Genomic DNA, 21,837 nt, shown 5'->3' with positions numbered 1-21,837 from the left:
CGCTCAGGGCGCCAGCGACACGCTGACATCGACGTCGAGTTCTTCCTCGCCTTCGCCCAGGCGTGAACCGGCGACGGGGGCCGCGCCCGCGGCATCCAGCGCGGCGGCGACGCGGACATAATCCTCCTCGGGCGATTTGCCGGTACAGGGATCGAAACCGACCCAGCCGACGCCCTCGACGAACGCCTCCGCCCAGCCATGCGGCGTCGGACGATGCTTGCCATCGACCAGCGCATAGCCCGAGACGAACCGCGCCGGCGCGCCGATCGACCGCGCCGCCACCACGAAGATGTGCGCCAGGTCGCGCGACGTGCCGCTATCGCGGGTGAATGCGGCCGCAGCGTCGAGCCCGCCCTTAGGCCGGCCGTGGTCATGCTTGAAGCGCCGTTGCAGCGCCTCGTTGATCAGCCGCAATCCGGCGAGGCGCTCCGCCCCGTGGGCAACGCCCGCAGCCCACTCGCGGATCGCTGGATCCTGCGGCGTCAGCATCGTGGCACGAAGAAACAGCGCCGGCGGCAGTACTTCGGCGACGCCGTTTAGCACACCTTGCGAGTTGCTGGTCAGCACCGCACCCGACACCTCGATCTCGATCGCGTTCACCGGCCCTTCGACATAGAGCATCGTTATCGCATTGCCGAAGCCGTCGCGCCCGGGGCGCATTTTCGCGTCGCAATCGATGTGGATCTGCCACGTCGCCACGGTCTGGTCGTGGTGGTTTTCGGGCGTCATCCGCAGCATCTGGACGAGACGGCTCTGCGCCGTCGAGAAGCGGTAGACGGTGCGATGATCGACCGACAGCCGCATCAGTGGAACTTGAACTGACGGCCGATTGCGCCGTGCAGTTGATCGTTCTCGCGGATGAAGGCTTCGAGATATTGGTGCAGCCCCGATGCGATCACCTCGCCCGATCGGGTCCGCCCCAATCGCGCCGAGCGCATCCGCGCCATCCGATCCGCCTCGCCATGCGTCCCGGTCCGCTTCGCCAGCAAGCCGAGCAGCTCGACCGTCTCCTCGACCGACGCGGCCAGGCTGCGCGGCAGCTCGCTGCGCGCGATCAGCAGGTCGATGACGTTGGCGGGCAACAGACCGTCATTGTACATCCAGCGATAGGCGGTCACCGCCGAAACCGTCTGCAGGATCGTGGTCCATTGGTCCCGGTCGACGACACCGCCCACCTGTTCGCCCTCTGGCAGCAGGATATGATATTTGACGTCGAGCAGCCGCGCGGTGTTGTCCGCGCGCTCGACCGCCTGGCCGAGCCGGATGAACCAGGTGGACTGATTACGCAGCATCCGGTGCACGGCGCCTTCGAAGCTGCGCGCCTCGTTCTTCACCGCATCGACCAGCATCAGCGTCGTCGAGGTGCCGTCGACGTTAGTGCGGTTCTCGAACACCAGCCACGCGCGGTTGATCGCGGTCCAGGATTCGCGGGTCAGCGCGGTGCGCACTGCCCGCGCATTGTCACGCGCCCGACCGAGACAGCGGGCGACCGATCCGGGATGCGATTTGTCGAGGGTCAGGAAACGGACCACGTCGGTCTGCGTCAGCGCCGCGCCGCTCGCAACGAACGCTGCCTCGGTATCGCTGACCGCCAGCGCCGACTGCCACGCCGCCTCGCCCGCCGGCCGCGACGACATCACATCAAGCCGCACCGTTGCCTCGATCAGGCGCGCGATGAAGTCGGCGCGTTCGATGTAGCGGCCGAGCCAGTAGAGCGACGCCGCGGTGCGCGAGAGCATCATGCCGCACCGCCCGGGCGTGCGCCCTGCGACTGGCTCATTGTGCCCATCGTCTGCGACTGCCGCGGCAGATCGGGCATCAGCACGAAACTGTCCTTGGTGCCGCCGCCCTGGCTGGAGTTCACCACCAGCGACCCCTCCCGCAAGGCGACCCGGGTCAGCCCGCCGGGCACCACCTGCACGCCTTTGGAGCCGCTCAGCACGAATGGCCGGAAATCGACATGGCGCGGCGACAGCCCGCTATCGGCTAGCGTCGGCACGGTCGACAGCGCCAGCGTCGGCTGCGCGATATAGCGATGCGGCTCCGCGACTAGCGCCGCGCGGAAATCTTCGATCTCCTGCTTGGACGCGGTCGGCCCGACCAACATGCCGTAACCGCCGGAGCCATCGACCAGCTTGACGACGACCTGATCGAGATTGTCGAGTACGTATTGGAGCGCCTGCGGTTCGCGACAGCGCCATGTCTCGACATTGGGCAGTTTCGGCTCGCCGCCGGAATAATAGCGGACGATCTCGGGCATATAGCTGTAGATCGCCTTGTCGTCCGCGATGCCGTTGCCCGGCGCATTGAGGATCGCGACGTTCCCCGCCGCATAAGCCGCGATCAACCCCGGCACGCCAAGCGCGGAATCGGGCCTGAACACCAGAGGGTCGAGATAGTCGTCGTCGATCCGGCGATAGATCACGTCGACCTTCACCCGCCCGCCAATCGTCCGCATCCAGACGAAGTCCTCGTCGACGACCAGATCGGCCGCCTCGACCAGCTCGACCCCCATCGAGTCGGCCAGAAAGCTGTGCTCGTAATAAGCCGAATTATAGTGGCCCGGCGTCAGCACGACGCAGGTCGCGCCCGATCCCGATCCGTGCGGCGCGACCGACTTCATCGTCTCGAGCAGCCGGTCGGGGTAGCTGTCGACCGCAGCAACGCGGAATTCGCGGAACAGCTCGGGACACAGCCGCAACATCGCCTCGCGGTTTTCCAGCATGTAGCTGACCCCCGATGGCGTCCGCGCATTGTCCTCGAGTACGTAGAATTCGTCCGGCCCGGTGCGGACCAGATCGATTCCGCAGATATGCGCCCAGATGCCGTGCGGCGGCCGGATCCCCGCGATCTCGGGCCGGAACTGCGCATTGCCGAGCACCAAATCCTCAGGGAGCACCCCGTCCTTCAGAATGCGGCGCTCGCCATAGACGTCTTCGAGGAACGCGTTGATCGCGTCGACCCGCTGCACCAGCCCTTCGGATAGTCGCGACCACTCGTCCGCCAGGAACACTCGCGGCACGATGTCGAACGGAATGATCCGCTCGCTTGCCTCGCTCTCACCATATACCGCGAAGGTGATGCCGAGCTGGCGAAACGTGGTCTCTGCCGCTTCCTGCCGTCGCCGCAGCTCGCCGTCGGGCGTCTGGTCGAGCCACCGCCGAAGAGCGGCGAGTTCGTCGCGCGCGGTCGTCGAGCCGATCTGGCCCATGATCTCGTCGAAAGCGGGTGTTTTCTCCATCCTCGGCTAAAGTCCTGCGCGATGATCCGGGTTCCATGCTGCACGGCTTTGCTGCGCCGCACAAGGAACCATGCGATCCAGCTTCAGGTGCCGAGCTTCTCGAGCATGCCGGGGGTGAGGATCTGGGGCAGCACGCTCGGCTGCGGCGCGCCGGGCGCGTAGTAGAGGTAGAGCGGCACGCCAGCACGATTATGCGCCTGGATGAAGCGGCCCATCGCGGCGTCTCCATCGGTCCAGTCGCCCATCAGCACCGCGACCTTGTTGCGCATAAACGCGTCACGGACGCCCTGCGTCTCGATCGCCGCCTTCTCGTTGACCTTGCAGGTCAGGCACCAGTCCGCGGTAAAATAGACGAAGACAGGGGTTCCTTTCGCCCGCAACGCCGCGAGCCGCTGTTCGCCGAACGGCTCCGCGCCGGCCTCGGCGACCTGCGCCGCAGGTGTCGCGCGGCGCATCGTCACCGCGCCGACAACGAACAGCGCAAGGATTAGCGCACCGAGCACCACACCAATCGCCAGCCCCCTTCGCTGGCGCCGCCCCGCCGCCCATAGCAGCAAGCCAAGCAGCAGCGCAGCGAGCAGCCCCTGAGTCATCCCGTCGATCCCCGCCTGCCGGCCCAGCACCCAGGCGAGCGCGAGCGCGGTCAGCCACATCGGGATGCTGAGCGCGTGACGGAACGTCTCCATCCACAGGCCCGGCTTCGGGAGCCGACGCCTGAGCGCGGGCACGAACCCAATCAGCAGGAACGGCAAGGCGAGTCCAAGTCCCAGCCCCGCGAAGATCGCGAGCGCCGCGAACCACGGCAGCACCAGCGCCGCCCCGAGCGCGGCACCCATGAACGGCCCGGTGCACGGCGTCGCGACGAACGCCGCCAGCGCGCCGGTAGCGAACGCGCCGCCCGCGCCACCGGCATCGGCGAAGCGCGGCATCGGCACTTCAAACAACCCGGCCAGGTTCAGCGCGATTGCCACCGACAACAGCAGCAACACGACGATCGCGCGCGGATCCTGTAGCTGGAACGCCCAGCCCACGGTCGATCCACCCGCACGCAACCCGAGGATGATCGCCCCGAGCGCCAAACACACCAGCACCACGCCCGCGGTATAGGCCAGCGCCTCGCGCCGCGCCTCGCGCTCGCTGCCGCCGCTGCGCGCCAGGCTCAGCGCCTTCAGGCTGAGGATCGGGAACACGCACGGCATCACGTTCAGGATCAGGCCGCCGAGCAACGCGCCCAGGAATGCCAGCATCGTCGCCCCGGCGGCGCCCGACGCGGGCTCAGCCGCCGCGACGGCGCCGGGCTCCGCGCGGATCGCCAGGCCCTGGTCGGCGCCGATCCGCAACACGCCCTCGATCACGCCGGACGGCTTGCCCTTCGTGACGACCGTCAGCGTGTCGCCGGTCCGGGTCACGGTCTGCGCAGCGGCATAGTCGATCGCGCCGGTCGTCACCGGGAAGAAATAGGCCTGCTCTGCGCCCGCGCCCGCCGGATAGGGCACCGCCAGCGTCACATTGCCGTCCCTAGCCGCATACCGAGCGACCGCATCGAGCGGCTTGGGGATCGCCCGTCGCCACCGGTCGAACGACGCCGCGTTTCCCGCCGCGCCGTCGCCGACGGTGAGCGCGATCGTCAGGGTCTGCTGTTCGGGTACGCAGATCTTGTCGGTGCAAACGAGATAGCTGATCGCCACCGACACGGGCAGCTTGGTCCCGACGGCAAGACCCGCGGGCACCCGCAACGTCACCAGCGGCGCGTAGGGCCGCTCGTAGACATAGTTCATCAGCCCGGCGATCAGCAGCGTCGTCGGCACCGGCCATTCCACCGCGCCAACGCTCGCGCCCTTGGGAAGCGTCCATGTCAGCGTTGCCGGAAACCCTGCATCGCCGGGGTTGCGCCAATAGCCGTGCCAGCCCGTTTCAGGGATCGTCTCGATCGCGAGCGCGACCGGCGCGCCGCTTCTCGGTGCCTCGCTCTCCGCAACCAGCCGCATCGCGAGATGACGCGCGGGCGCCGCCTGCGCCCACACCGGCGTGGCCGATGCGAGCAGCAGCGTGATTACCGCGCACAGCAGCACGCGCATTCTTGCGATGGTCATCGACGGGAGCCATAGCGACTGCCTCGCCGCAATGCATCAGGGGATACCCCAATGAAGTCGCTCGCCGCCGCCCTGCTTCTCGCAGCCGCCGCTCCTGCCCTCGCGCAGACCGCGGCGCCCGCGCCCGCGGCGCCGGCCCCCGCGACGCCGCCGAAGCTGATCGTCGCGATCTCCGTGGATCAGCTGTCGGCCGATCTCTTCCAGCAATATCGCAACCGCTTCACCGGCGGCTTCGCGCGGTTGCTGTCGGGCGGCGTCTTCCCTTCGGCCTATCAGGGCCATGCCGCGACCGAGACCTGCCCGGGTCACTCGACCATCCTAACCGGCATGCGCCCGGCGCATACCGGCATCGTCGCCAACAACTGGATCGACCAGCGCGTCGGCCGCAGCGACAAGATCGTCTATTGCTCCGAGGACGAGAACGTCGTCGGCAGCACCCACGACAGCTACACCGTGTCGGACAAGCATCTGAAGGTGCCGACGCTCGGTGAAATGATGAAGGCCGCGAACCCCGCGGCGCGCGTAGTGTCGGTCGCCGGCAAGGACCGGGCCGCGGTGATGATGGGTGGGCACAAGGTCGACGAGCTTTGGTGGTGGGACGGCAAGACCTATGTCTCCTATGCCGGACGCGCCGAGCCGCGCGCGGTGACCCGCGGCAAGGCGGTGGTCGCGGCGCTGGTCGCGCGCCCGCAGGTGGCGCTGCCGCTTCCCGCCTGGTGCAAGCCGCTCGATCGGCCAGTGCAGGTCGGCACGCAGACGCTCGGCCAGGGCCGGTTCGAACGTGCGGCGGGCGATCTGAAGGCGTTCCGCGCCTCCCCCGCGAGCGACGCGGCGGTGCTGTCGATCGCCGCGGGGCTGATCCAGGACATGAAGCTCGGCCAGGGCACGCAGACCGACCTGATCGCGATCGGCGCCTCGGCGACCGATTACATCGGGCATGCGACCGGCACCCAGGGTACCGAGATGTGCATCCAGATGGACCAGCTCGATCAGGCGCTGGGTTCGTTCTTCGCGACGCTGGACGGCTGGGGCATCGACTTTGAGGTGATGCTGACCGCGGATCACGGCGCGCACGACATGACCGAACGCCAGCAACAGCGCGCGATGCCGATGGAGGCGCATGTCGCCCCGACCGCGCAGATCAAGGCTGTCGGCGCGCTAATCGCCGCCAAGCTGAAGCTCCCCGGCGCGCCGCTGCTGGGCGCCGAGGGCGACGTCTATGTCGCCGACGCGCTGCCCGCCCCGACCCGCGCCAAGGTGCTGGCCGAAGCGCAGCGGATCTACGCCGCGATGCCCCAAGTCGCGGCCGCCCTCACCCGCGCGCAGATCGCGGCGACCGCGATTCCGAACACCCCGCCCGAGACCTGGACGCTGCTGGAGCGCGCCCGCGCATCCTACGATCCCGATCGATCGGGCGACCTGCTGGTCCTGCTGAAGCCGCGGATCACCACGATCGAGACTCCCGCACCCGGCTATGTCGAAACGCATGGCAGCCCGTGGGATTACGACCGCCGCGTGCCGCTGATGTTCTGGCGCAAAGGCATGACACCGTTCGAACAGCCGCTGTCGGTCGAGACGGTCGACATCGCGCCGACGCTGGCGGCGACGATCGGCCTACCGGTACGCGGACTGGACGGGCGCTGCCTCGATCTCGATCCAGGTGCGGCGAGCACCTGTCCGGGCTGAAGGCGTGGCGATCGAAGAAGCAGGCTCTGGTCACGTTGACTGTTCCCCGGCGAAGGCCGGGGCCCAGTTGCGATGGTCAAGCGGCCGAAGTCAGGGACACGTTGCAGGACTTCGCCCACCTGGGCCCCGGCCTTCGCCGGGGAAGAGCAAGTCGCGACTCTTGTCCTACACCAGCATCACCGCAACTCGAACCCGCGCACCCCAGCGCCCAATCGATTGCGCCCGATCGCCAGCCGCTCGTGGCTGAAATCGACCACGAACGCCGGCCGCGACGTCGCCCCGGCCGCGAGCACCGCCTCGTTGCCCTCGATCCGCAAGCCTGCCGACCGGTAGGTCTTCGCCTCCGCCCCGACCACGACCATCGCCGAGCCATTCTCCTTGCGCGGGCCTTGAACGAACATGTTGCGCGCGATCGCGCCGGTCGCGCCTTCCGGCAAGTCGATCATGTAGTTGGTCTTGGCGCCCGCGCGATCGTCGAAGCTGTTGTCGGTGATCGTCACGTTGGGCGATCGCAGCTTGATGTAATGCCCCCCGGTCCCGCGCGCGAAGCGCGATCGGGTAACCGTCACCTGCCCGCGATTGCCGAGGTAGATCGAATGCGAGCAGTTCGGCGCCTCGTCGCACTGCCCCAGCCCGGCGAAATTCGACTGGTCGATCACGATCCGCTGCGCCGCGGGCTGACCGCCGGCGATCCCCTCCTGGCTATCGAGGAAGCTTGATCGCACCACGGTGAGGTCACCGGTCTCGGACCGGATGCCCGCGCCATTGCCGTCGCGCACGCGGTAGCCGCGGAATACCAGCCCATCGACCGTCGCCGCAGCCCCGCGCAGCACCAGCGCCGCCTTGTCCTCGCACACCATGCGTTCGAAGATCACGCTGCCCGGCGTCACCGCCTTGTAGGTGATGCGCCCGCCCGCCTGCACCGCGCACTGGCGATACACTCCCGGCGTGATCAGGATCGTGGCGGTGCCCATCCGCACCGACGACACCGCGGATTGCAGATCGGCATAGCGCTTGCCGGTCTCCACCACGGTGAACGACCTGGCGCCGATCGCGTCGGCTCCAGTCGAGCCCAGCGCCAGCAGCAGCGGCCAATAGCGGGCGATCGCCATCAGTCGAGGTTCGGCCGCAGCCAGCGTTCCGCCTGCTGGACCTCGATGCCGCGACGCGCGGCGTAATCGGCGACCTGGTCCGGTCCGATCCGCGCCACCCCGAAATATTCCGACTGCGCATGGCCGAAATAGAAGCCCGACACCGCCGATGTCGGCAGCATCGCGAAACTCTCGGTCAGCGTGATCCCGGTCTTCTCGGTCGCGCCCAACAGCTCGAACAAGGTAGTCTTCAGCGAATGCTCGGGACAGGCGGGATAGCCCGGTGCCGGGCGGATGCCGCGATATTGCTCGCGGATCAGCGCCTCGTTGGTCAGCTGTTCGCCCGCCGCATAGCCCCACAGATCAGTCCGCACCCGCAAGTGAAGCGCCTCGGCGAACGCTTCGGCCAGTCGATCGGCCAAAGCCTTCAGCAGGATGTCGTTATAGTCGTCATGCCCGGCCTTGAAGCGCGCAATATGCTCGTCGATGCCGTGGATGCCGACCGCGAAGCCGCCGATCCAGTCGCCCGCCGGATCGACGAAGTCGGCCAGGCACATGTTCGCCCGTCCCTCGCGCTTGGCGATCTGCTGGCGCAGGAACGGCAGCCGCGTGCCGTCATCGAGCACGACGTCGTCGCCCTCGCGCCGGCAGGCCCATAGGCCGGCGACGCCGCGCGCGGTCAGCCACTTTTCGGCAATGATCCGATCGAGCATCTCCTGCGCGTCGACATGCAGCCCACGCGCGCTCTCGCCCACGATACGGTCGTCGAGGATGGCGGGATAGGTGCCCGCCAATTCCCACGCGCGGAAGAACGGCGTCCAGTCGATATATTGCCGCAGGTCGGCCAGGTCCCAATCGTCGAACACGTGCAGACCCGGCTTCGCGGCCGGCGCCGCCTTCAACGCCAGGTCGGTCGGGAACTGCCGCGCGCGCGCTTCGGCGAGCGGCAGCAGGTCGTTCTGGCCCTTGTTCGCGCGTGCCTCGCGGACCGCCTCGTAATCCGCGGCAACGCCCGCGACATAGCTGTCGCGCCCGGTGTCGCTGACCAGTGTCGTGGCGACGCCGACCGCGCGGCTGGCGTCGAGGACGTGGACGACCGGCCCGTCATAAGCCGGCGAGATCCTGAGCGCGGTATGCACCTTCGATGTCGTCGCGCCGCCGATCAGCAGCGGCATCGTCATCCGCGCGCGCTTCATCTCCTCCGCGACCGTCACCATCTCGTCGAGCGACGGCGTGATCAGCCCCGATAGCCCGATCATGTCGGCGTCGTTCTCGTTCGCCGCCGCCAGGATCTTCGACCAGGGCACCATCACGCCCAGATCGACCACATCGAAGCCGTTGCACTGGAGCACGACGCCGACGATGTTCTTGCCGATGTCGTGGACGTCGCCCTTTACGGTCGCCATCACGATCTTGCCCTTGCCCTTGGCGCCGGGCTCCTTCGCGGCCTCGATGAACGGCAGCAGGTGCGCCACCGCCTTCTTCATCACGCGCGCGGACTTCACCACCTGCGGCAGGAACATCTTGCCCGATCCGAACAGGTCGCCAACGACGTTCATGCCGTCCATCAACGGCCCCTCGATCACCTCGATCGGGCGCCCCCCCCTGTCGGCTATTTGCTGGCGGCACTCCTCGGTGTCGTCGACGACATGCGCATCGATGCCTTTTACCAGCGCGTATTCGAGCCGCTTGGTGACCGGCAAGCCGCGCCACTCCGCCGCCTGCTTCTCGGCGACCGCATCGGTGCCCCGATAGCTCTCGGCGAGCGCCACCAGCCGGTCCCCGGCCTCCGGATCGCGGTTGAGCACGACGTCCTCGCACGCGGTCCGCAATGCCGGATCGATCGTGTCGTACACGTCGAGCTGCCCGGCATTGACGATCGCCATGTCGAGCCCCGCGGGGATCGCATGATAGAGGAACACCGAGTGCATCGCCCGGCGTACGGGCTCGTTGCCGCGGAACGAGAAGCTGAGGTTCGATAGCCCGCCCGAGATATGGCAATGCGGGCAGCGGACCTTGATCTCCTTGCACGCCTCGATGAAATCGACCGCGTAGTTGTTGTGCTCCTCGATCCCCGTCGCGACGGCGAAGATGTTGGGATCGAAGATGATGTCTTCGGGCGGAAAGCCGATTCCGACCAGCAGGTCGTAAGCGCGCGCGCAGATCTCGACCTTGCGCGCCTGGGTGTCCGCCTGCCCTACCGTATCGAAGGCCATCACCACGACCGCGGCGCCGTACGCCATGCACTTGCGCGCCTGCGCCAGGAACTGTTCCTCGCCCTCCTTCATGCTGATCGAATTGACGATCGGCTTGCCGCTGACGCATTTCAGCCCGGCCTCGATCACGCTCCATTTGGAGCTGTCGATCATGAACGGCACCCGCGCGATGTCGGGCTCCGCCGCGATCAGCTTCAGGAAGGTGGTCATCGCGAACTCGGCGTCGAGCAGACCCTCGTCCATGTTGACGTCGACCACCTGTGCGCCGTTCTCGACTTGCTGGCGCGCGACCTCGACCGCCTTGGGATAGTCCCCGGCCATGATCAGCTTCTTGAACGCCGCCGATCCGGTGACGTTGGTGCGCTCGCCGATGTTGACGAACTGGGCGGAGGAATTGGTCATAGGTTCTACTTCTTCCCCCCTCCCGCTCGCGGGAGGGGTCAGGGGAGGGCATGTCGCGAAACGGAGCTTGGGAAGACAGGCCCTCCCCTAACCCCTCCCGCAAGCGGGAGGGGAATCAGGCCGCCATCGTGAACGGCTCCAGCCCGGCGAGCCGCGTCACCACCGGCGGCTTCGACACCTGCCGCGGCTCTACCCCGCGCACCCGGTCCGACATCGCCCGGATATGCGCCGGGGTCGATCCGCAACACCCGCCGAGCACGTTGACCTGCCCCGCATCGGCCCATTCGCCGACCAGCCCCGCGGTGGTATCCGGCATCTCGTCATATTCGCCGAGCTCGTTGGGCAGCCCGGCATTGGGATAGACCATGATCAGCGTGTCGCAGAGGTCGGCCAGCGTTTTGACGTGCGGCCGCAGCTGCTCCGCCCCGAACGAACAATTCAGCCCGATCGTTACCGGGCGCGCATGCCGCACCGCGTGCCAGAACGCCTCGACCGTGTGCCCCGACAGGTTGCGCCCCGACAGGTCGGTCAGAGTCATCGACAACATGATCGGCAGGTCACGGCCGAGCGTATCAGCGGCCTCGATCGCGGCCATGATCCCGGCCTTGGCGTTCAAAGTGTCGAACACCGTCTCGATCAGGATGAAGTCCACCCCGCCCTCGACCAGCGCGTCGATCTGCTCGCGATAGACGTCCTTCAGATAGTCGAAGCCGATCTCGCGATAGCCCGGATCGTTGACGTCGGGGCTTAGCGACAGCGTCTTGTTGGTCGGGCCGATCGCCCCGGCGACGAAACGCGGACGGCCGTCGCGCACCTCATATTCGTCGGCCAGCGTCCGCGCGATCCGCGCCGACGCGATGTTGATGTCGCGCACCAGCGCCTCTGCGCCGTAATCCGCCTGACTGATCACGTTGGCGCTGAAGGTGTTGGTCGACACGATATCCGACCCGGCATCCAGATAGGCGCGGGTGATCGTCTCCGGCACCTCGGGCATCGTCAGCGCAAGGATGTCGTTGTTGCCCTTCTGGTCGTGGGTCAGCCCCAGCGTCCCCGCATAGGCGGCCTCGTCGAGCTTCCAGTTCTGGATCTCGGTCCCGAACGCGCCGTCGGTGATCAGCACCCGCTTGGCAGCCTCGGCATTCAATCGTTCACGTGCGGTCATCGTCTAGTTCCTTCTTGCCCTCCGCCTGCGGGAGGGGCGGGGGGCGGGCGTGTCCACAGAAAGTGCGGTGTTCGCGGACAGGCCCTCCCCTAACCCCTCCCGCAAGCGGGAGGGGAGTAATCAAGCAGCCGCTACCGCACTCATCGGCTTCGACCGCACGCCGAGCAGGTGGCAGATCGCGAACGCCAGCTCGGCCCGGTTCAACGTATAGAAATGCAGCGACTTCACCCCGCCCGCATACAGCTTGCGGGAAAGCTCCGCCGCCAGCGTCGCCGCGACCAGCTGCCGCGCGGCGGGATGATCCTCCAGCCCGTCGAACAGCCGCGCCATCCAGGCGGGCACGTCGGTGCCGCACATCGCGCTCATCCGCACGACGCTCGCGAAGTTGGTGACCGGCATGATCCCTGGCACGATCTCGGCGCCGATCCCCGCCGCCGCAGCCTTGTCGCGGTAGCGGAAGAACGTCTCGGGCTCGTGGAAGAACTGCGTGATCGCGCGCGTCGCGCCGGCGTCCAGCTTCGCTTTCAGATTGTCGATGTCCGCCGCGGGATCCGGGGAGTCGGGATGGCATTCGGGGTAAGCCGCCACCGAGATCTCGAACGGGTGCAACCGCTTCAGCCCCGCGACCAATGCCGCCGCATTCTCATACCCGCCGGGATGGCTGACGAACTTGCCCTGCGCGGGCGGATCGCCGCGCAGCGCGACGATATGACGCACGCCCGCCGCCCAATATTCCTCGGCGACCTGGTCGATCTCCGCCTTGGTCGCCTCGACGCAGGTCAGGTGCGCAGCGGCCGCCAGGCTGGTCTCGCGTTGGATACGCGCCACCGTCGCATGGGTCCGCTCGCGCGTCGTGCCGCCCGCGCCATAGGTCACCGACACGAAGCTCGGCCCAAGCGGCTCCAGCGTCCGCACCGCGTCCCATAATTGCTCTTCCATCTTCTCCGTCTTGGGCGGGAAGAATTCGAAGCTCACCTCGATATCGCCTGCGACATCGGCATAGAGCGGCGCCTCTAGCGCGACCCGCGCCTCTTCGAGCTGGTTCACCGAAATCATCGTCATGCCGCCTTCACCTCGCGCAAGCTCGCGCCCTCGCCAATGCCCGAAGCCGCCTTGCGCCCGAGCCACAATGTCACCGTCAGTTCGCCGCCTTCGAGCGTCTCGATCTGCGCCATCTGCAACCCGGCATTGCCGAACCAGGTCGCGATCTGGTCGTCAGCGAAGCCGAGCCGGCTATGGGCGTCACGCGCGCGCAGTTCCTCGCGGTCGTGCGGCGCGAAGTCGGCGATCAGCAACCGTCCCCCCGGCCCGAGCACGCGCGCCGCCTCCGCGATCGCGGCGCCCGGCTGCTGCGCGAAATGCAACACATGGTGGAGGATCGCGACGTCGGCCGCACCGTCCGCCATCGGCAGCGCGTAGAGATCCGCCTGACGCAATTCGGTGTTCGCACGGTCGTGGAGCTTGGCACGCGCCAGCCGCAGCATCTCCGACGAACGATCGATCCCCAACGCCGCGTCGGCGCGCGCGCCGAACAGTTCGAGCATCCGCCCCGTGCCCGTGCCGATGTCGATGAGCCGCCCGATCGGCGCGTCGCCCAGCACCCGCGCCATCGCCGCCTCGACCTGATCATCCGCGACGTGGAGCGATCGAATCGCGTCCCACTGATCGGCATGCCCTTCGAACCACGCCGCCGCGCTCGACGCGCGGTCCGCGCGCACCGCGGCGAGCCTAGCCGCGTCGGCGACCGCCCAATGATCGGGCTCGCGAGCGACCCACCCGTCGAGCGCCGCCGCGACCGGCGCCACTGCCGCCTGCTCGCCGAGCGCAACGAACACCCAGCTGCCTTCCTTACGACGCTCGGCAAGCCCGGCGTCGCACAGGATCTTCACATGACGCGAGACCCGCGGCTGGCTTTGGCCGAGCACCTGTGCGAGTTCTCCGACCGACAGCTCCATCGATCGCAGCAGCGAGAAGATGCGCAGTCGCGTCGCGTCGGCAAGAGCGCGGAAGATGTCGAGAGCGAGGGTCATCGGAACGACATATAAAGATATCTTTATATGTGGTCAACGCGGACCCGAACGATAAGCGTGGCGTTCCTTGCGCCTGACGCGAACCTACCGTTGGAGAGTGACCATGAAGCGTTTCCTGATCCCCGCAATTGCCGCCCTTGCCCTCGCCGGGTGCAGCCAGAAGTCCCAGAACGAGTCGGCCGAGGCAGGCGACGCGATCGCGGCGGACGCCAACGCGACGACCCGTAACGCGGTTCAGGACGTCGATGCAGCCAGCGACGCGGCGCTCGGCTCGGCCGAGGCAACGATGGACAACAGCGGCGCGCGGATCGAGGCCGGTGCCGAGCGAACCGGCGATCGGATAGAGGCAGGAGCAGACCGCGCCGGCGCAGCGATCGACAAGGGCGCGGATCGTGCCGTCGATGCGACCGGCAACTTCCTCGAAAAGGCTGGCCGCGAGCTGAAGCAGTGATGCCGGTGCCGGGCCTGCGGGCGTCAGGCGTCACGACGATGATGGTGCTGCTGGCCGGCGCCTGTTCGTCGCCGCCGGACGCGCAGCCCGGTACGATCGCCGACGACCAGGCCCAGCAACTGAACGACGCGGCCGAGATGCTCGACGCGAACAGCATCGCGCTCCCGCCGCGCGCGCCCGCCAACGATCGGACTAATCCATGATCAACAAGCGCCGCCTCGGTTCGACCGACCTCCGGATCGCCCCGCTCGTGCTCGGCGGCAACGTCTTCGGCTGGACCGCGGACAAGGCGGCGAGCTTCGCGGTCCTCGACGCGTTCGTAGCGGGCGGAGGCACGATGATCGACACCGCCGACGTCTATTCGGCATGGGTGCCCGGCCATCGCGGCGGTGAATCGGAGACGATGATCGGCGAATGGCTGCGTGCGAGCGGCAAGCGCGACGACATACTGATCGCGACCAAGGTCGGGATGCTGCCCGGCGAGGGCGGCGAGAAACTGGCTCCTGCGCGGATCGCCGCAGCCGCCGAAGCCTCGCTCGCGCGGCTCGGGACCGATCGCATCGACCTGTACTACGCGCACCAGGACGACGAGACGGTGACGCAGGACGAGGTGCTGAGCGCATTCGGCAAGCTTGTCGACGCCGGCAAGGTGCGCGTGATCGGCGCCTCCAACTTCCACGCCGCACGACTGAAATCCGCGGTCGATGCGGGCAAGGCGGCGGGGCTGCCGCGCTACCATGTGCTCCAGCCCGAATATAATCTGGTCAGCCGCCACAAGTTCGAGGGCGAGTTGCAGGATTACTGCATCACCGAGAATATCGGCGTGCTGCCCTATTACGGTCTCGCCTCGGGCTTCCTCACCGGCAAATATCGGACCGACGCCGATCTCGGCAAGAGCGTACGCGGTGGCCGCATGAGCGAGTTGCTCAGCGGCAAGGGCAAGGCCGTGCTCGACGCAATGGACGCTGTGGCGGCGGACACCGGTGCCTCGCTCGCGCAGATCGCACTGGCCTGGCTGATCGCGCAACCCGGCGTCAGCGCCCCGATCGCCAGCGCCACGAAGGTCGAGCAGATCGAAGAATTGCTCGGCGCGATGACGCTGGAACTCTCCAAGGAGCAGCTGGACAGCCTCACCGACGCGGGGGCCTGAAGCGTACGCTACACTGTTCCCCGGCGAAGGCCGGGGCCCAGTCGCGGAGGTTGAGCGTTATATCGACGCCCTCTCCTCCAGCATCTGCGACCTGGGCCCCGGCCTCCGCCGGGGAACGAAGAAGAACGTTACGGCCGGTGTCCCACGAAGGCCGAAAGGAAGTTTAAGGCTCCCGCTGTCCGGAGCACCACCACTCTGAATATTGCCCCTCAATCCCCCGCAAAGGTCAGCGCGCTCATCCGCCGCTCGCGCTCGTTGATCGTCAGCGCGCGGCCGGCCGGCGCGATCGAACGCTGCGGGCATTCGGTGCGGAAGCAGGCGCGGCACCCCAGGCCGATCGGCGTCGCCGCCCCCGCCAGGTCGACCCCGCCCGCCGCCGCCAGCGTTCCCGCCAGCGACACCTCCACCCCGAGTCCGATCGCGAACTCCGCGGCGACGGTGCCGAACCGGCGCCCCTGCGGCGATACCGTCCGCGCCATCGTCAGGTAGCGCGTGCCGTCCTCCAACTCGACCAGTTGCACCGCCAATGTTCCCGGGCGATCGAACGCATGGTGCAACCGCCACAACGGGCAGCGGCCCTCCGCCTGGATCAGCGCCGCGCCGCTTGCCCCGGCATAGCGTTTCGACGCCTGCCCGGCGCGATCGATGCGGATCATGAAGAAAGGCACGCCGCGTGCACCGACGCGCTGCAACGTCGTCAGCCGGTGCGCGACATGTTCGAAGCCCGCACCGAACCGCCGTTGCAACAGCTCGATATCATAGCCGGTGGCCTCGCACGCTCGCAGGAATCGCGCATAGGGCATCATCACCGCCGCCGCGAAATAGCTGGTGAGGTGCCGCTTGAGGAGCCGCTCCTGCGCGCGATCCTCGAACGCGGCACCGCGGGTCAGCGCGTCGATCTCGGTCCGCGCCTCGATCTGCGCGAGCTGGAACGCCGCCGCGAAGGTCCGCGACGCCGCGTCCAGCAGTTCGCTCAATTGCAGCTGCCGGGCATGGAGATCGAGCCGGCGCAGCATGTCGGGCATCACGTCGACCGGCAGGATCCGGATCATCAGGCCGTGCTTGACGCGCAGCCGTTCCGCCATCGCGCCGTACAGATCGCCCGAGCCGAGCCGCAGCTCGTCCGCCAGCGCCTCCGCGGCAGCGTCGAGGTCCGCGAAATGGTTGCGCCAGCGCTCGATCTCACGCCGCACCCCGCTTGCCGGATCGGCCGTTGCGGGCGCGGCGCCCCCGGTGACGAGCCGATCGAACACGCGCGCGAACGCCTCCGCGCCCCCCGGCGCCGCGAGCAGCCAGTCGCCGAGTTCGTTGCGGTCGATCTCGAGGTCCGCGAACAGCGGATCCGCCAGTCGGCGGCGCATCGCATCGGCACCGCCGCCCGGCTCGGCCGCAGCCAGCGCGCGCGGATCGAAGTCGAAGCTTTCCGCCAGCCTGACCAGCAACGCCGCGGACAAGGGTCGCTGGTTGCGCTCGACGAGGTTGAGATAACTCGGGCTGATCCCTAGCATCTCCGCCATCGCCGCCTGGGTGAGGCCCGCCTGCCGTCGGAGACGCCGTACAGCGTGCCCGGCGAGTAGCTTGCGGTCTGCCATTCGATGTTCCCCCTCGGGCCCGATCTCTCGCCCGGGCAAGCCCTTGTCAACAGTTTACAAGCGGACAGCGCTTGCGTCGTTCGGACGCACGCCGCGACACTGCGAGGTTGGTAAGCTCGATTGCCGATCGATCGATTGTACAAGAGGAAGCGGGCAACACTTCATGGCGACCGGCTGTAAATTGCCGACAGGCCGACGCACTCGTCGTAGCCACGCCCATCGTTCCTGGGGAGGAAAGGTACTCGCCGGCGCTCGTCGCCGGCGAGTATTTCCATTTGTGCGTCGCTTCCGGCTTGCCAGCCGGACACCGCCACGGGCATTATCACCAAGTGACTGGTACGCCTGTATTCTTCGGAGCGCCGCGAGCATGATGCGCCTGTTGATCGCCATGGCTTGGCTCTTGATCGCAGCGCCGGCGCACGCGGCGGTGACCATGACCTTCTGGAGCCACGAACTCGGCAACTCCTTTCCGCACGCCTTCTTCACGCTGCGCGGCACGCCCGATGCCGGCGGCCCGCCGATCGATACCAGCTACGGCTTCACCGCCCGGTCCCTCACCCCAGCGATCCTGCTCGGCACCGTCGCGGGCAAGCTCGAAGTCGGTGCGCGCGGATACATCGCGAGCAGCGATGCGCGGTTTTCCGTGACCCTGACCGATGCGGAATATGGACAGGTTCGCGCGCTCGCCGCCGCATGGGACGCGAAGACCGGCGACAGCCGCTACAACCTCAACCAGCGCAACTGCATTCACTTCGTGAAGGAGGCCGCGCGGACCATCGGCCTCACCGGGCTCGATCATCCAAAGCTGATGAAGCGACCGCGATCCTATCTGCTGGCGGTCGCGGCCGCGAACCGCGCGGCAATCACCACGATCGACCTGCCCGGCAAGGCCTACCTCGCCACGCTGCCGCCGCTCGCGCCGGTGCAGATCGGCGCCACCGCGATCCCGAACTGACGCGAGCGCGTCAGTCGCGCGGCACTATCTCGACCAGATCGAGCGTTCCGCCGAGGTGCGGATAGGGCAGCACCAGCCGCCAGCGCTTCGCCCCGATCCGCTCGACGAAGCCCGCCATGTCTCGCGTCGCGTCGCGACCGTAGCGCATCACCCGATGTTCGTCGCCGAAGCCGATCGCCCCGAGGAACACTCCCCGCGTGTTCCCGGCATCGTAGATATACCCATTGATCCGCTGCGCTCCCTCGATCTGGAAAGCGGTCGCTTCACCTTGGCGGGTTACCGTGCACCGCGTCCATTCCGACGCGGTCCGCGACGCGTTCATGGCCACGATGCCGAGTCGGTAGATACGGCATGCATAGCCTCCGACAGGCAGCCGAGCGTCGCTCATCGCCCGGTCGGGATCGGACAATGCAGCATCCGCCGCGACCGCAGCGCCCGCACCCTTCGATCTCCCGTTCGTCAGCGCCTCGATCCACGCGGCGCGCCAGCGACGCAATCGGGCCCGATCCGCTGCTGTCGCGGCCTTGCGCCAATCCGTCTCCCGCGGCGCGTCGACATAGGTCGCAACGGCACCGCTCGCGGTCGCCAGCAGCCCGCATGCGATCGCGACCGGCGCGCCGCGACCGATCACGCCGCGGTCCAGCCGCCGTCGACCGACAGGTTGGCGCCGGTGATCGACGCCGCCTCGTCACGACACAGAAACAGCGCCAGTGCCGCGACCTGTTCTGGGGTCACGAAAGCCTTGGTCGGCTGCGCTGCAAGCAGCACGTCGTTAATGACCTGTTCGCGGGTGAGCCCGCGCGACGCCATCGTGTCCGGGATCTGCGCCTCTACGAGCGGCGTCCAGACATAACCTGGCGAGATGCAGTTGACGGTGATCCCCGCCGCCGCGGTCTCCAGCGCGATCGTCTTGGTCAGGCCGGCCACCCCGTGCTTGGCCATGACGTACGCGCTCTTGTTGGGGCTCGCGACCAGCGAATGCGCCGACGCGGTGGTGATGATCCGGCCCCACCCGCGCGCCTTCATGTGCGGCACCGCCGCGCGCATCATGTACCAGGCCGACTTCAGATTGATGTCGATGATCGCTTCGAACTTGTCCGCGGGGAACTCCTCGATCCGCGCGACATGCTGGATGCCGGCATTGTTGACGACGATGTCGACCGACCCGAACTCCGCAGCCGCGCGCTCGACCATCGCCGCGATCTCGCCGGGGCGGGTCATGTCGGCGGCGTCGTACAGCGCGCCCGCCCCGCTCGCCGACGCGAGCTCGGATCGGATAGCTTCGATCGCATCCGCCTCGCCGAAGCCGTTGATCACGACCGCCGCGCCCTCGGCTGCGAACGCACGCGCATAGGCCAGCCCGATTCCCGAGGTGGAGCCGGTGACGATCGCGGTCTTACCCTCGAGAAACATGGCAATCCTCCTGTTGCGCGCGCTCCGCTCCTGCCCGCCGCAGCCGTCGCTTGCAACTCCCGCCGCCGCCGCGCATTTTGCCCCGCAAGCGAACAGATAAGGGGGGCATCCGATGCGGCTCGACGATTTCGACCCGAACGACATCAACGTCGAGGACCAACGCGGCCAGGGCGGCGGTGGTGGCTTCGGGTTCGGCGGTGGCGGCGGCGGTGGCGGACTGCTCCTCGGCCTGTTGCCGATGATCGGCAGCCGCTTCGGCTGTGGCGGTATCGTCGTCGTGTTGATCCTGCTCGCGGTATTCGGCGGGCTCGGCAACTTGGGCAGCATGTTCGGCGGCAGCCAGGTGTCGGCGCCGACGACCCAGCGCGCGGGCACCGATGTCGCGACCAGTTGCAATCTCACCCCGCAGAGCAAATCGGCCTGCAACGCCTTCCAGTCGGCGGAAAATACCTGGGAGCAGATCTTCCAGCGCGGCGGCAAGCAGTTCCAGGAACCCAAGCTGGTCTTCTACGGCGGCCAAGGGCAATCGGGCTGCGGCGCGGCGCAATCGGCGATGGGACCCTTCTACTGCCCGACCGATCAGGGCGTCTATCTCGACACCAGCTTCTTCGACGAACTGGCGACCAAGTTTGGCGCCAAGGGCGATTTCGCGCAGGATTATGTGATCGCGCATGAATTCGGCCACCACATCCAGAACCTGCTCGGCACGTCGGAGCAAGTCCAGCAGATCCAGCGCCGCGGCAGCGAAACCGAAGGCAACGCCGCCTCGGTCCGCCTCGAACTCCAGGCGGACTGCTATGCGGGCGTCTGGGCGGCGGCAAACCGCGATCGCATGGAGCCCGGCGACCTTCAGGAAGGTCTCACCGCCGCCCAGGCGATCGGCGACGATGCCCTGCAGAAGCAGTCGCAGGGGCGCGTCGTTCCCGACAGCTTCACGCATGGCAGCTCGGCCGACCGCATGAAGTGGCTCAAGCGCGGCATCGACAGCGGCGACCCCGCCCAGTGCGACACCTTCTCCGGCGCGATCTAACAAGGTTTGAACCTCCAGTGCTCCTGCGAAAGCAGGAGCCCAGGGCCACGAACGCCGGTCCTGCGGCCCTGGACTCCTGCTTTCGCAGGAGAACAGGAACAACGGATCGCCGGTGCGGCCTACACCCGCACCAGCATCTTCCCACGGTTGCTACCCGTGAACAGCCCCAGGAACGCGTCGGGCATCGCTTCCAGCCCGTCCACGATCGTCTCCTCGCGCCGCAGCTTGCCGTCCTGCAGCCACCCGCCCATTTCGCGGTAGAACTCGGGCGCCCGGCTCGCATAGTCGCTGACGATGAACCCCTGCATGCGGATGCGCATCCCGATCAGCCGCGCCAGATAGCGCAACTGGGTCGCCGCCCCGCTGTTGTAGACGTCGATCATCCCGCAGATCGCGAACCGTGCGCCGGCATTGGCATGGGCCAGCGCCGCGTCGAGATGCTCGCCGCCGACATTGTCGAAATACACGTCGATGCCGGTCCGGGCGGCGGCGCCCAGCGCCTTCACCACGGGCAGATCGGCCTTGTAGTCGATCACCGCATCGGCACCGAGCGACTCGACCCAGGCGCATTTCTCCGCGCCTCCTGCTGACCCGATCACGCGCATCCCCTTGGCCTTCGCGATCTGCACCACCGTAGAGCCCACTGCCCCGGCTGCCGCGGATACGAACACGGTGTCCCCCTCCTTCGCGGAGGCGACCTCCAGCAGCCCGAAAAAGGCGGTCATGCCCGGCATGCCGAGCTGGCCGAGATAGGCCTGCGGATCGACCGCGAGTTGCGGCAGGGGCTGGAGCTGCGACGCCGGCACCACCGCCTCGTCGCGCCAGCCCGCCATGTGCTGGACCATGTCGCCGGGCTTGAACTGGTCGGACCGACTCTCGACCACCTCGCCGATCGCGCCGCCTTGCATCGCCTCGCCGATCTGGAACGGCGGCGTGTAGCTCTTCACGTCGTTCATCCGGCCGCGCATGTAGGGATCGACCGACAGCCACCGGTTGCGGACGCGGACCTCGCCCTCGCCAAGCGGCGCATCGCCAAGATCGATCAGCGCGAAATTCTCCGCCACTGCCATGCCCTGCGGCCTCGACGCCAGCGTCCAAGCATGTGCCATTCTCACTCTCCTCTTTCTGTTTGCATCAGCGGTGGACCTGCCACGGAGCCATCGCAATGGAAAAGGCGAAGAGGGTACAGCGCGCCAGCGCCAAAGCCTTGTTGCATAGCCCGAAAAGGCTCGCTAATGGCGACGCACCCGGCTCGGCCGGGGTTACGGGCGCGGGGCTGTAGCTCAGATGGGAGAGCGCTGCAATCGCACTGCAGAGGCCAGCGG

General features: G+C 67.6%; 20 protein-coding genes. 6 read left to right on the top strand and 14 right to left on the bottom strand.

Annotation, left to right across the window (positions count from 1 at the left end):
* Positions 1–3: 3 nt before the first annotated feature.
* The 4 genes from ACFE77_RS07235 to ACFE77_RS07220 all read right to left on the bottom strand — a co-directional run bounded on the left by ACFE77_RS07235 (position 4) and on the right by ACFE77_RS07220 (position 5,319).
* Positions 4–804 carry a transglutaminase N-terminal domain-containing protein gene (locus tag ACFE77_RS07235; protein ID WP_375420955.1) on the bottom strand — a complete coding sequence of 267 codons (801 nt, stop codon included), beginning with the start codon at positions 802–804 and terminating at the stop codon, positions 4–6.
* The gene (locus ACFE77_RS07230; RefSeq protein ID WP_375420988.1) at positions 804–1,739 is read right to left on the bottom strand and encodes an alpha-E domain-containing protein; all 936 of its coding nucleotides are present in this window, start codon (positions 1,737–1,739) and stop codon (positions 804–806) included. The genes ACFE77_RS07235 and ACFE77_RS07230 overlap by 1 nt, the downstream gene beginning before the upstream one ends.
* Positions 1,739–3,241 (bottom strand): circularly permuted type 2 ATP-grasp protein, encoded by a 1,503-nt coding sequence (locus ACFE77_RS07225; RefSeq protein ID WP_375420954.1) that lies wholly within the window; start codon positions 3,239–3,241, stop codon positions 1,739–1,741. The genes ACFE77_RS07230 and ACFE77_RS07225 overlap by 1 nt, the downstream gene beginning before the upstream one ends.
* A gap of 83 nt (positions 3,242–3,324) precedes the next feature.
* On the bottom strand, positions 3,325–5,319 hold the full coding sequence (locus tag ACFE77_RS07220) for a protein-disulfide reductase DsbD family protein (protein ID WP_375420987.1): 1,995 nt from the start codon (positions 5,317–5,319) through the stop codon (positions 3,325–3,327).
* 66 nt (positions 5,320–5,385) lie between these two features.
* Here ACFE77_RS07220 and ACFE77_RS07215 point away from each other — a divergent pair, with 66 nt between their 5' ends.
* On the top strand, positions 5,386–7,020 hold the full coding sequence (locus ACFE77_RS07215; RefSeq protein WP_375420953.1) for an alkaline phosphatase family protein: 1,635 nt from the start codon (positions 5,386–5,388) through the stop codon (positions 7,018–7,020).
* 176 nt (positions 7,021–7,196) lie between these two features.
* On the opposite strand, the gene ACFE77_RS07210 is transcribed toward ACFE77_RS07215, so the two are convergent.
* The 5 genes from ACFE77_RS07210 to ACFE77_RS07190 form a co-directional block, all read right to left on the bottom strand.
* Positions 7,197–8,126, bottom strand: a complete 930-nt coding sequence (locus tag ACFE77_RS07210; protein WP_375420986.1) for a right-handed parallel beta-helix repeat-containing protein — start codon at positions 8,124–8,126, stop codon at positions 7,197–7,199.
* A 5-nt stretch (positions 8,127–8,131) separates the two neighbouring features.
* The gene (gene metH / locus ACFE77_RS07205; RefSeq protein ID WP_375420952.1) at positions 8,132–10,729 is read right to left on the bottom strand and encodes a methionine synthase; all 2,598 of its coding nucleotides are present in this window, start codon (positions 10,727–10,729) and stop codon (positions 8,132–8,134) included.
* A gap of 115 nt (positions 10,730–10,844) precedes the next feature.
* The gene (locus tag ACFE77_RS07200) at positions 10,845–11,891 is read right to left on the bottom strand and encodes a homocysteine S-methyltransferase family protein (protein ID WP_375420951.1); all 1,047 of its coding nucleotides are present in this window, start codon (positions 11,889–11,891) and stop codon (positions 10,845–10,847) included.
* Positions 11,892–12,011: 120 nt separating this feature from the next.
* Positions 12,012–12,947, bottom strand: a complete 936-nt coding sequence (gene metF, locus ACFE77_RS07195) for a methylenetetrahydrofolate reductase [NAD(P)H] (RefSeq protein ID WP_375420985.1) — start codon at positions 12,945–12,947, stop codon at positions 12,012–12,014.
* Between the two features lie 2 nt (positions 12,948–12,949).
* Entirely contained in the window at positions 12,950–13,921 is a 972-nt protein-coding gene (locus tag ACFE77_RS07190; RefSeq protein ID WP_375420950.1) for an ArsR/SmtB family transcription factor, read from the bottom strand.
* Positions 13,922–14,024: 103 nt separating this feature from the next.
* Between ACFE77_RS07190 and ACFE77_RS07185 the strand changes: the two genes are divergently transcribed.
* The 3 genes from ACFE77_RS07185 to ACFE77_RS07175 are packed head-to-tail and all read left to right on the top strand — an operon-like array spanning position 14,025 to position 15,522.
* Positions 14,025–14,372: a hypothetical protein gene (locus tag ACFE77_RS07185; RefSeq protein WP_375420949.1), complete on the top strand. Its 348-nt coding sequence runs from the start codon at positions 14,025–14,027 to the stop codon at positions 14,370–14,372.
* Complete coding sequence (locus tag ACFE77_RS07180) at positions 14,372–14,575, top strand: hypothetical protein (protein ID WP_375420948.1); 204 nt, start codon at positions 14,372–14,374, stop codon at positions 14,573–14,575. The genes ACFE77_RS07185 and ACFE77_RS07180 overlap by 1 nt, the downstream gene beginning before the upstream one ends.
* Entirely contained in the window at positions 14,572–15,522 is a 951-nt protein-coding gene (locus ACFE77_RS07175; protein WP_375420947.1) for an aldo/keto reductase, read from the top strand. The genes ACFE77_RS07180 and ACFE77_RS07175 overlap by 4 nt, the downstream gene beginning before the upstream one ends.
* A gap of 209 nt (positions 15,523–15,731) precedes the next feature.
* Here ACFE77_RS07175 and ACFE77_RS07170 read toward each other — a convergent pair whose 3' ends face one another.
* Positions 15,732–17,114 carry a short-chain fatty acyl-CoA regulator family protein gene (locus tag ACFE77_RS07170; protein ID WP_375420946.1) on the bottom strand — a complete coding sequence of 461 codons (1,383 nt, stop codon included), beginning with the start codon at positions 17,112–17,114 and terminating at the stop codon, positions 15,732–15,734.
* Positions 17,115–17,502: 388 nt separating this feature from the next.
* On the opposite strand from ACFE77_RS07170, the gene ACFE77_RS07165 reads away from it, so the two are divergent.
* Positions 17,503–18,069 (top strand): hypothetical protein, encoded by a 567-nt coding sequence (locus ACFE77_RS07165; protein ID WP_375420945.1) that lies wholly within the window; start codon positions 17,503–17,505, stop codon positions 18,067–18,069.
* A 10-nt stretch (positions 18,070–18,079) separates the two neighbouring features.
* Here ACFE77_RS07165 and ACFE77_RS07160 read toward each other — a convergent pair whose 3' ends face one another.
* Both ACFE77_RS07160 and ACFE77_RS07155 read right to left on the bottom strand, forming a co-directional pair.
* Positions 18,080–18,700, bottom strand: coding sequence for a DUF4893 domain-containing protein (locus ACFE77_RS07160; protein WP_375420944.1), 621 nt, complete (start codon positions 18,698–18,700; stop codon positions 18,080–18,082).
* A complete protein-coding gene (locus ACFE77_RS07155) occupies positions 18,697–19,482 on the bottom strand; it encodes a 3-hydroxybutyrate dehydrogenase (RefSeq protein ID WP_375420943.1) in 786 nt (261 codons plus the stop codon). The genes ACFE77_RS07160 and ACFE77_RS07155 overlap by 4 nt, the downstream gene beginning before the upstream one ends.
* A gap of 112 nt (positions 19,483–19,594) precedes the next feature.
* On the opposite strand from ACFE77_RS07155, the gene ACFE77_RS07150 reads away from it, so the two are divergent.
* Complete coding sequence (locus tag ACFE77_RS07150) at positions 19,595–20,512, top strand: neutral zinc metallopeptidase (RefSeq protein ID WP_375420942.1); 918 nt, start codon at positions 19,595–19,597, stop codon at positions 20,510–20,512.
* 119 nt (positions 20,513–20,631) lie between these two features.
* On the opposite strand, the gene ACFE77_RS07145 is transcribed toward ACFE77_RS07150, so the two are convergent.
* Positions 20,632–21,621: an NADP-dependent oxidoreductase gene (locus ACFE77_RS07145; RefSeq protein ID WP_375420941.1), complete on the bottom strand. Its 990-nt coding sequence runs from the start codon at positions 21,619–21,621 to the stop codon at positions 20,632–20,634.
* 25 nt (positions 21,622–21,646) lie between these two features.
* On the bottom strand, positions 21,647–21,837 hold a 191-nt coding region (locus ACFE77_RS07140; RefSeq protein WP_375420940.1), incomplete at its 5' end, for a hypothetical protein.

Source organism: uncultured Sphingomonas sp., from assembly GCF_964243315.1.
Lineage (GTDB): Bacteria > Pseudomonadota > Alphaproteobacteria > Sphingomonadales > Sphingomonadaceae > Sphingomonas.
This window is presented reverse-complemented; position numbering and strand designations above follow the sequence as displayed.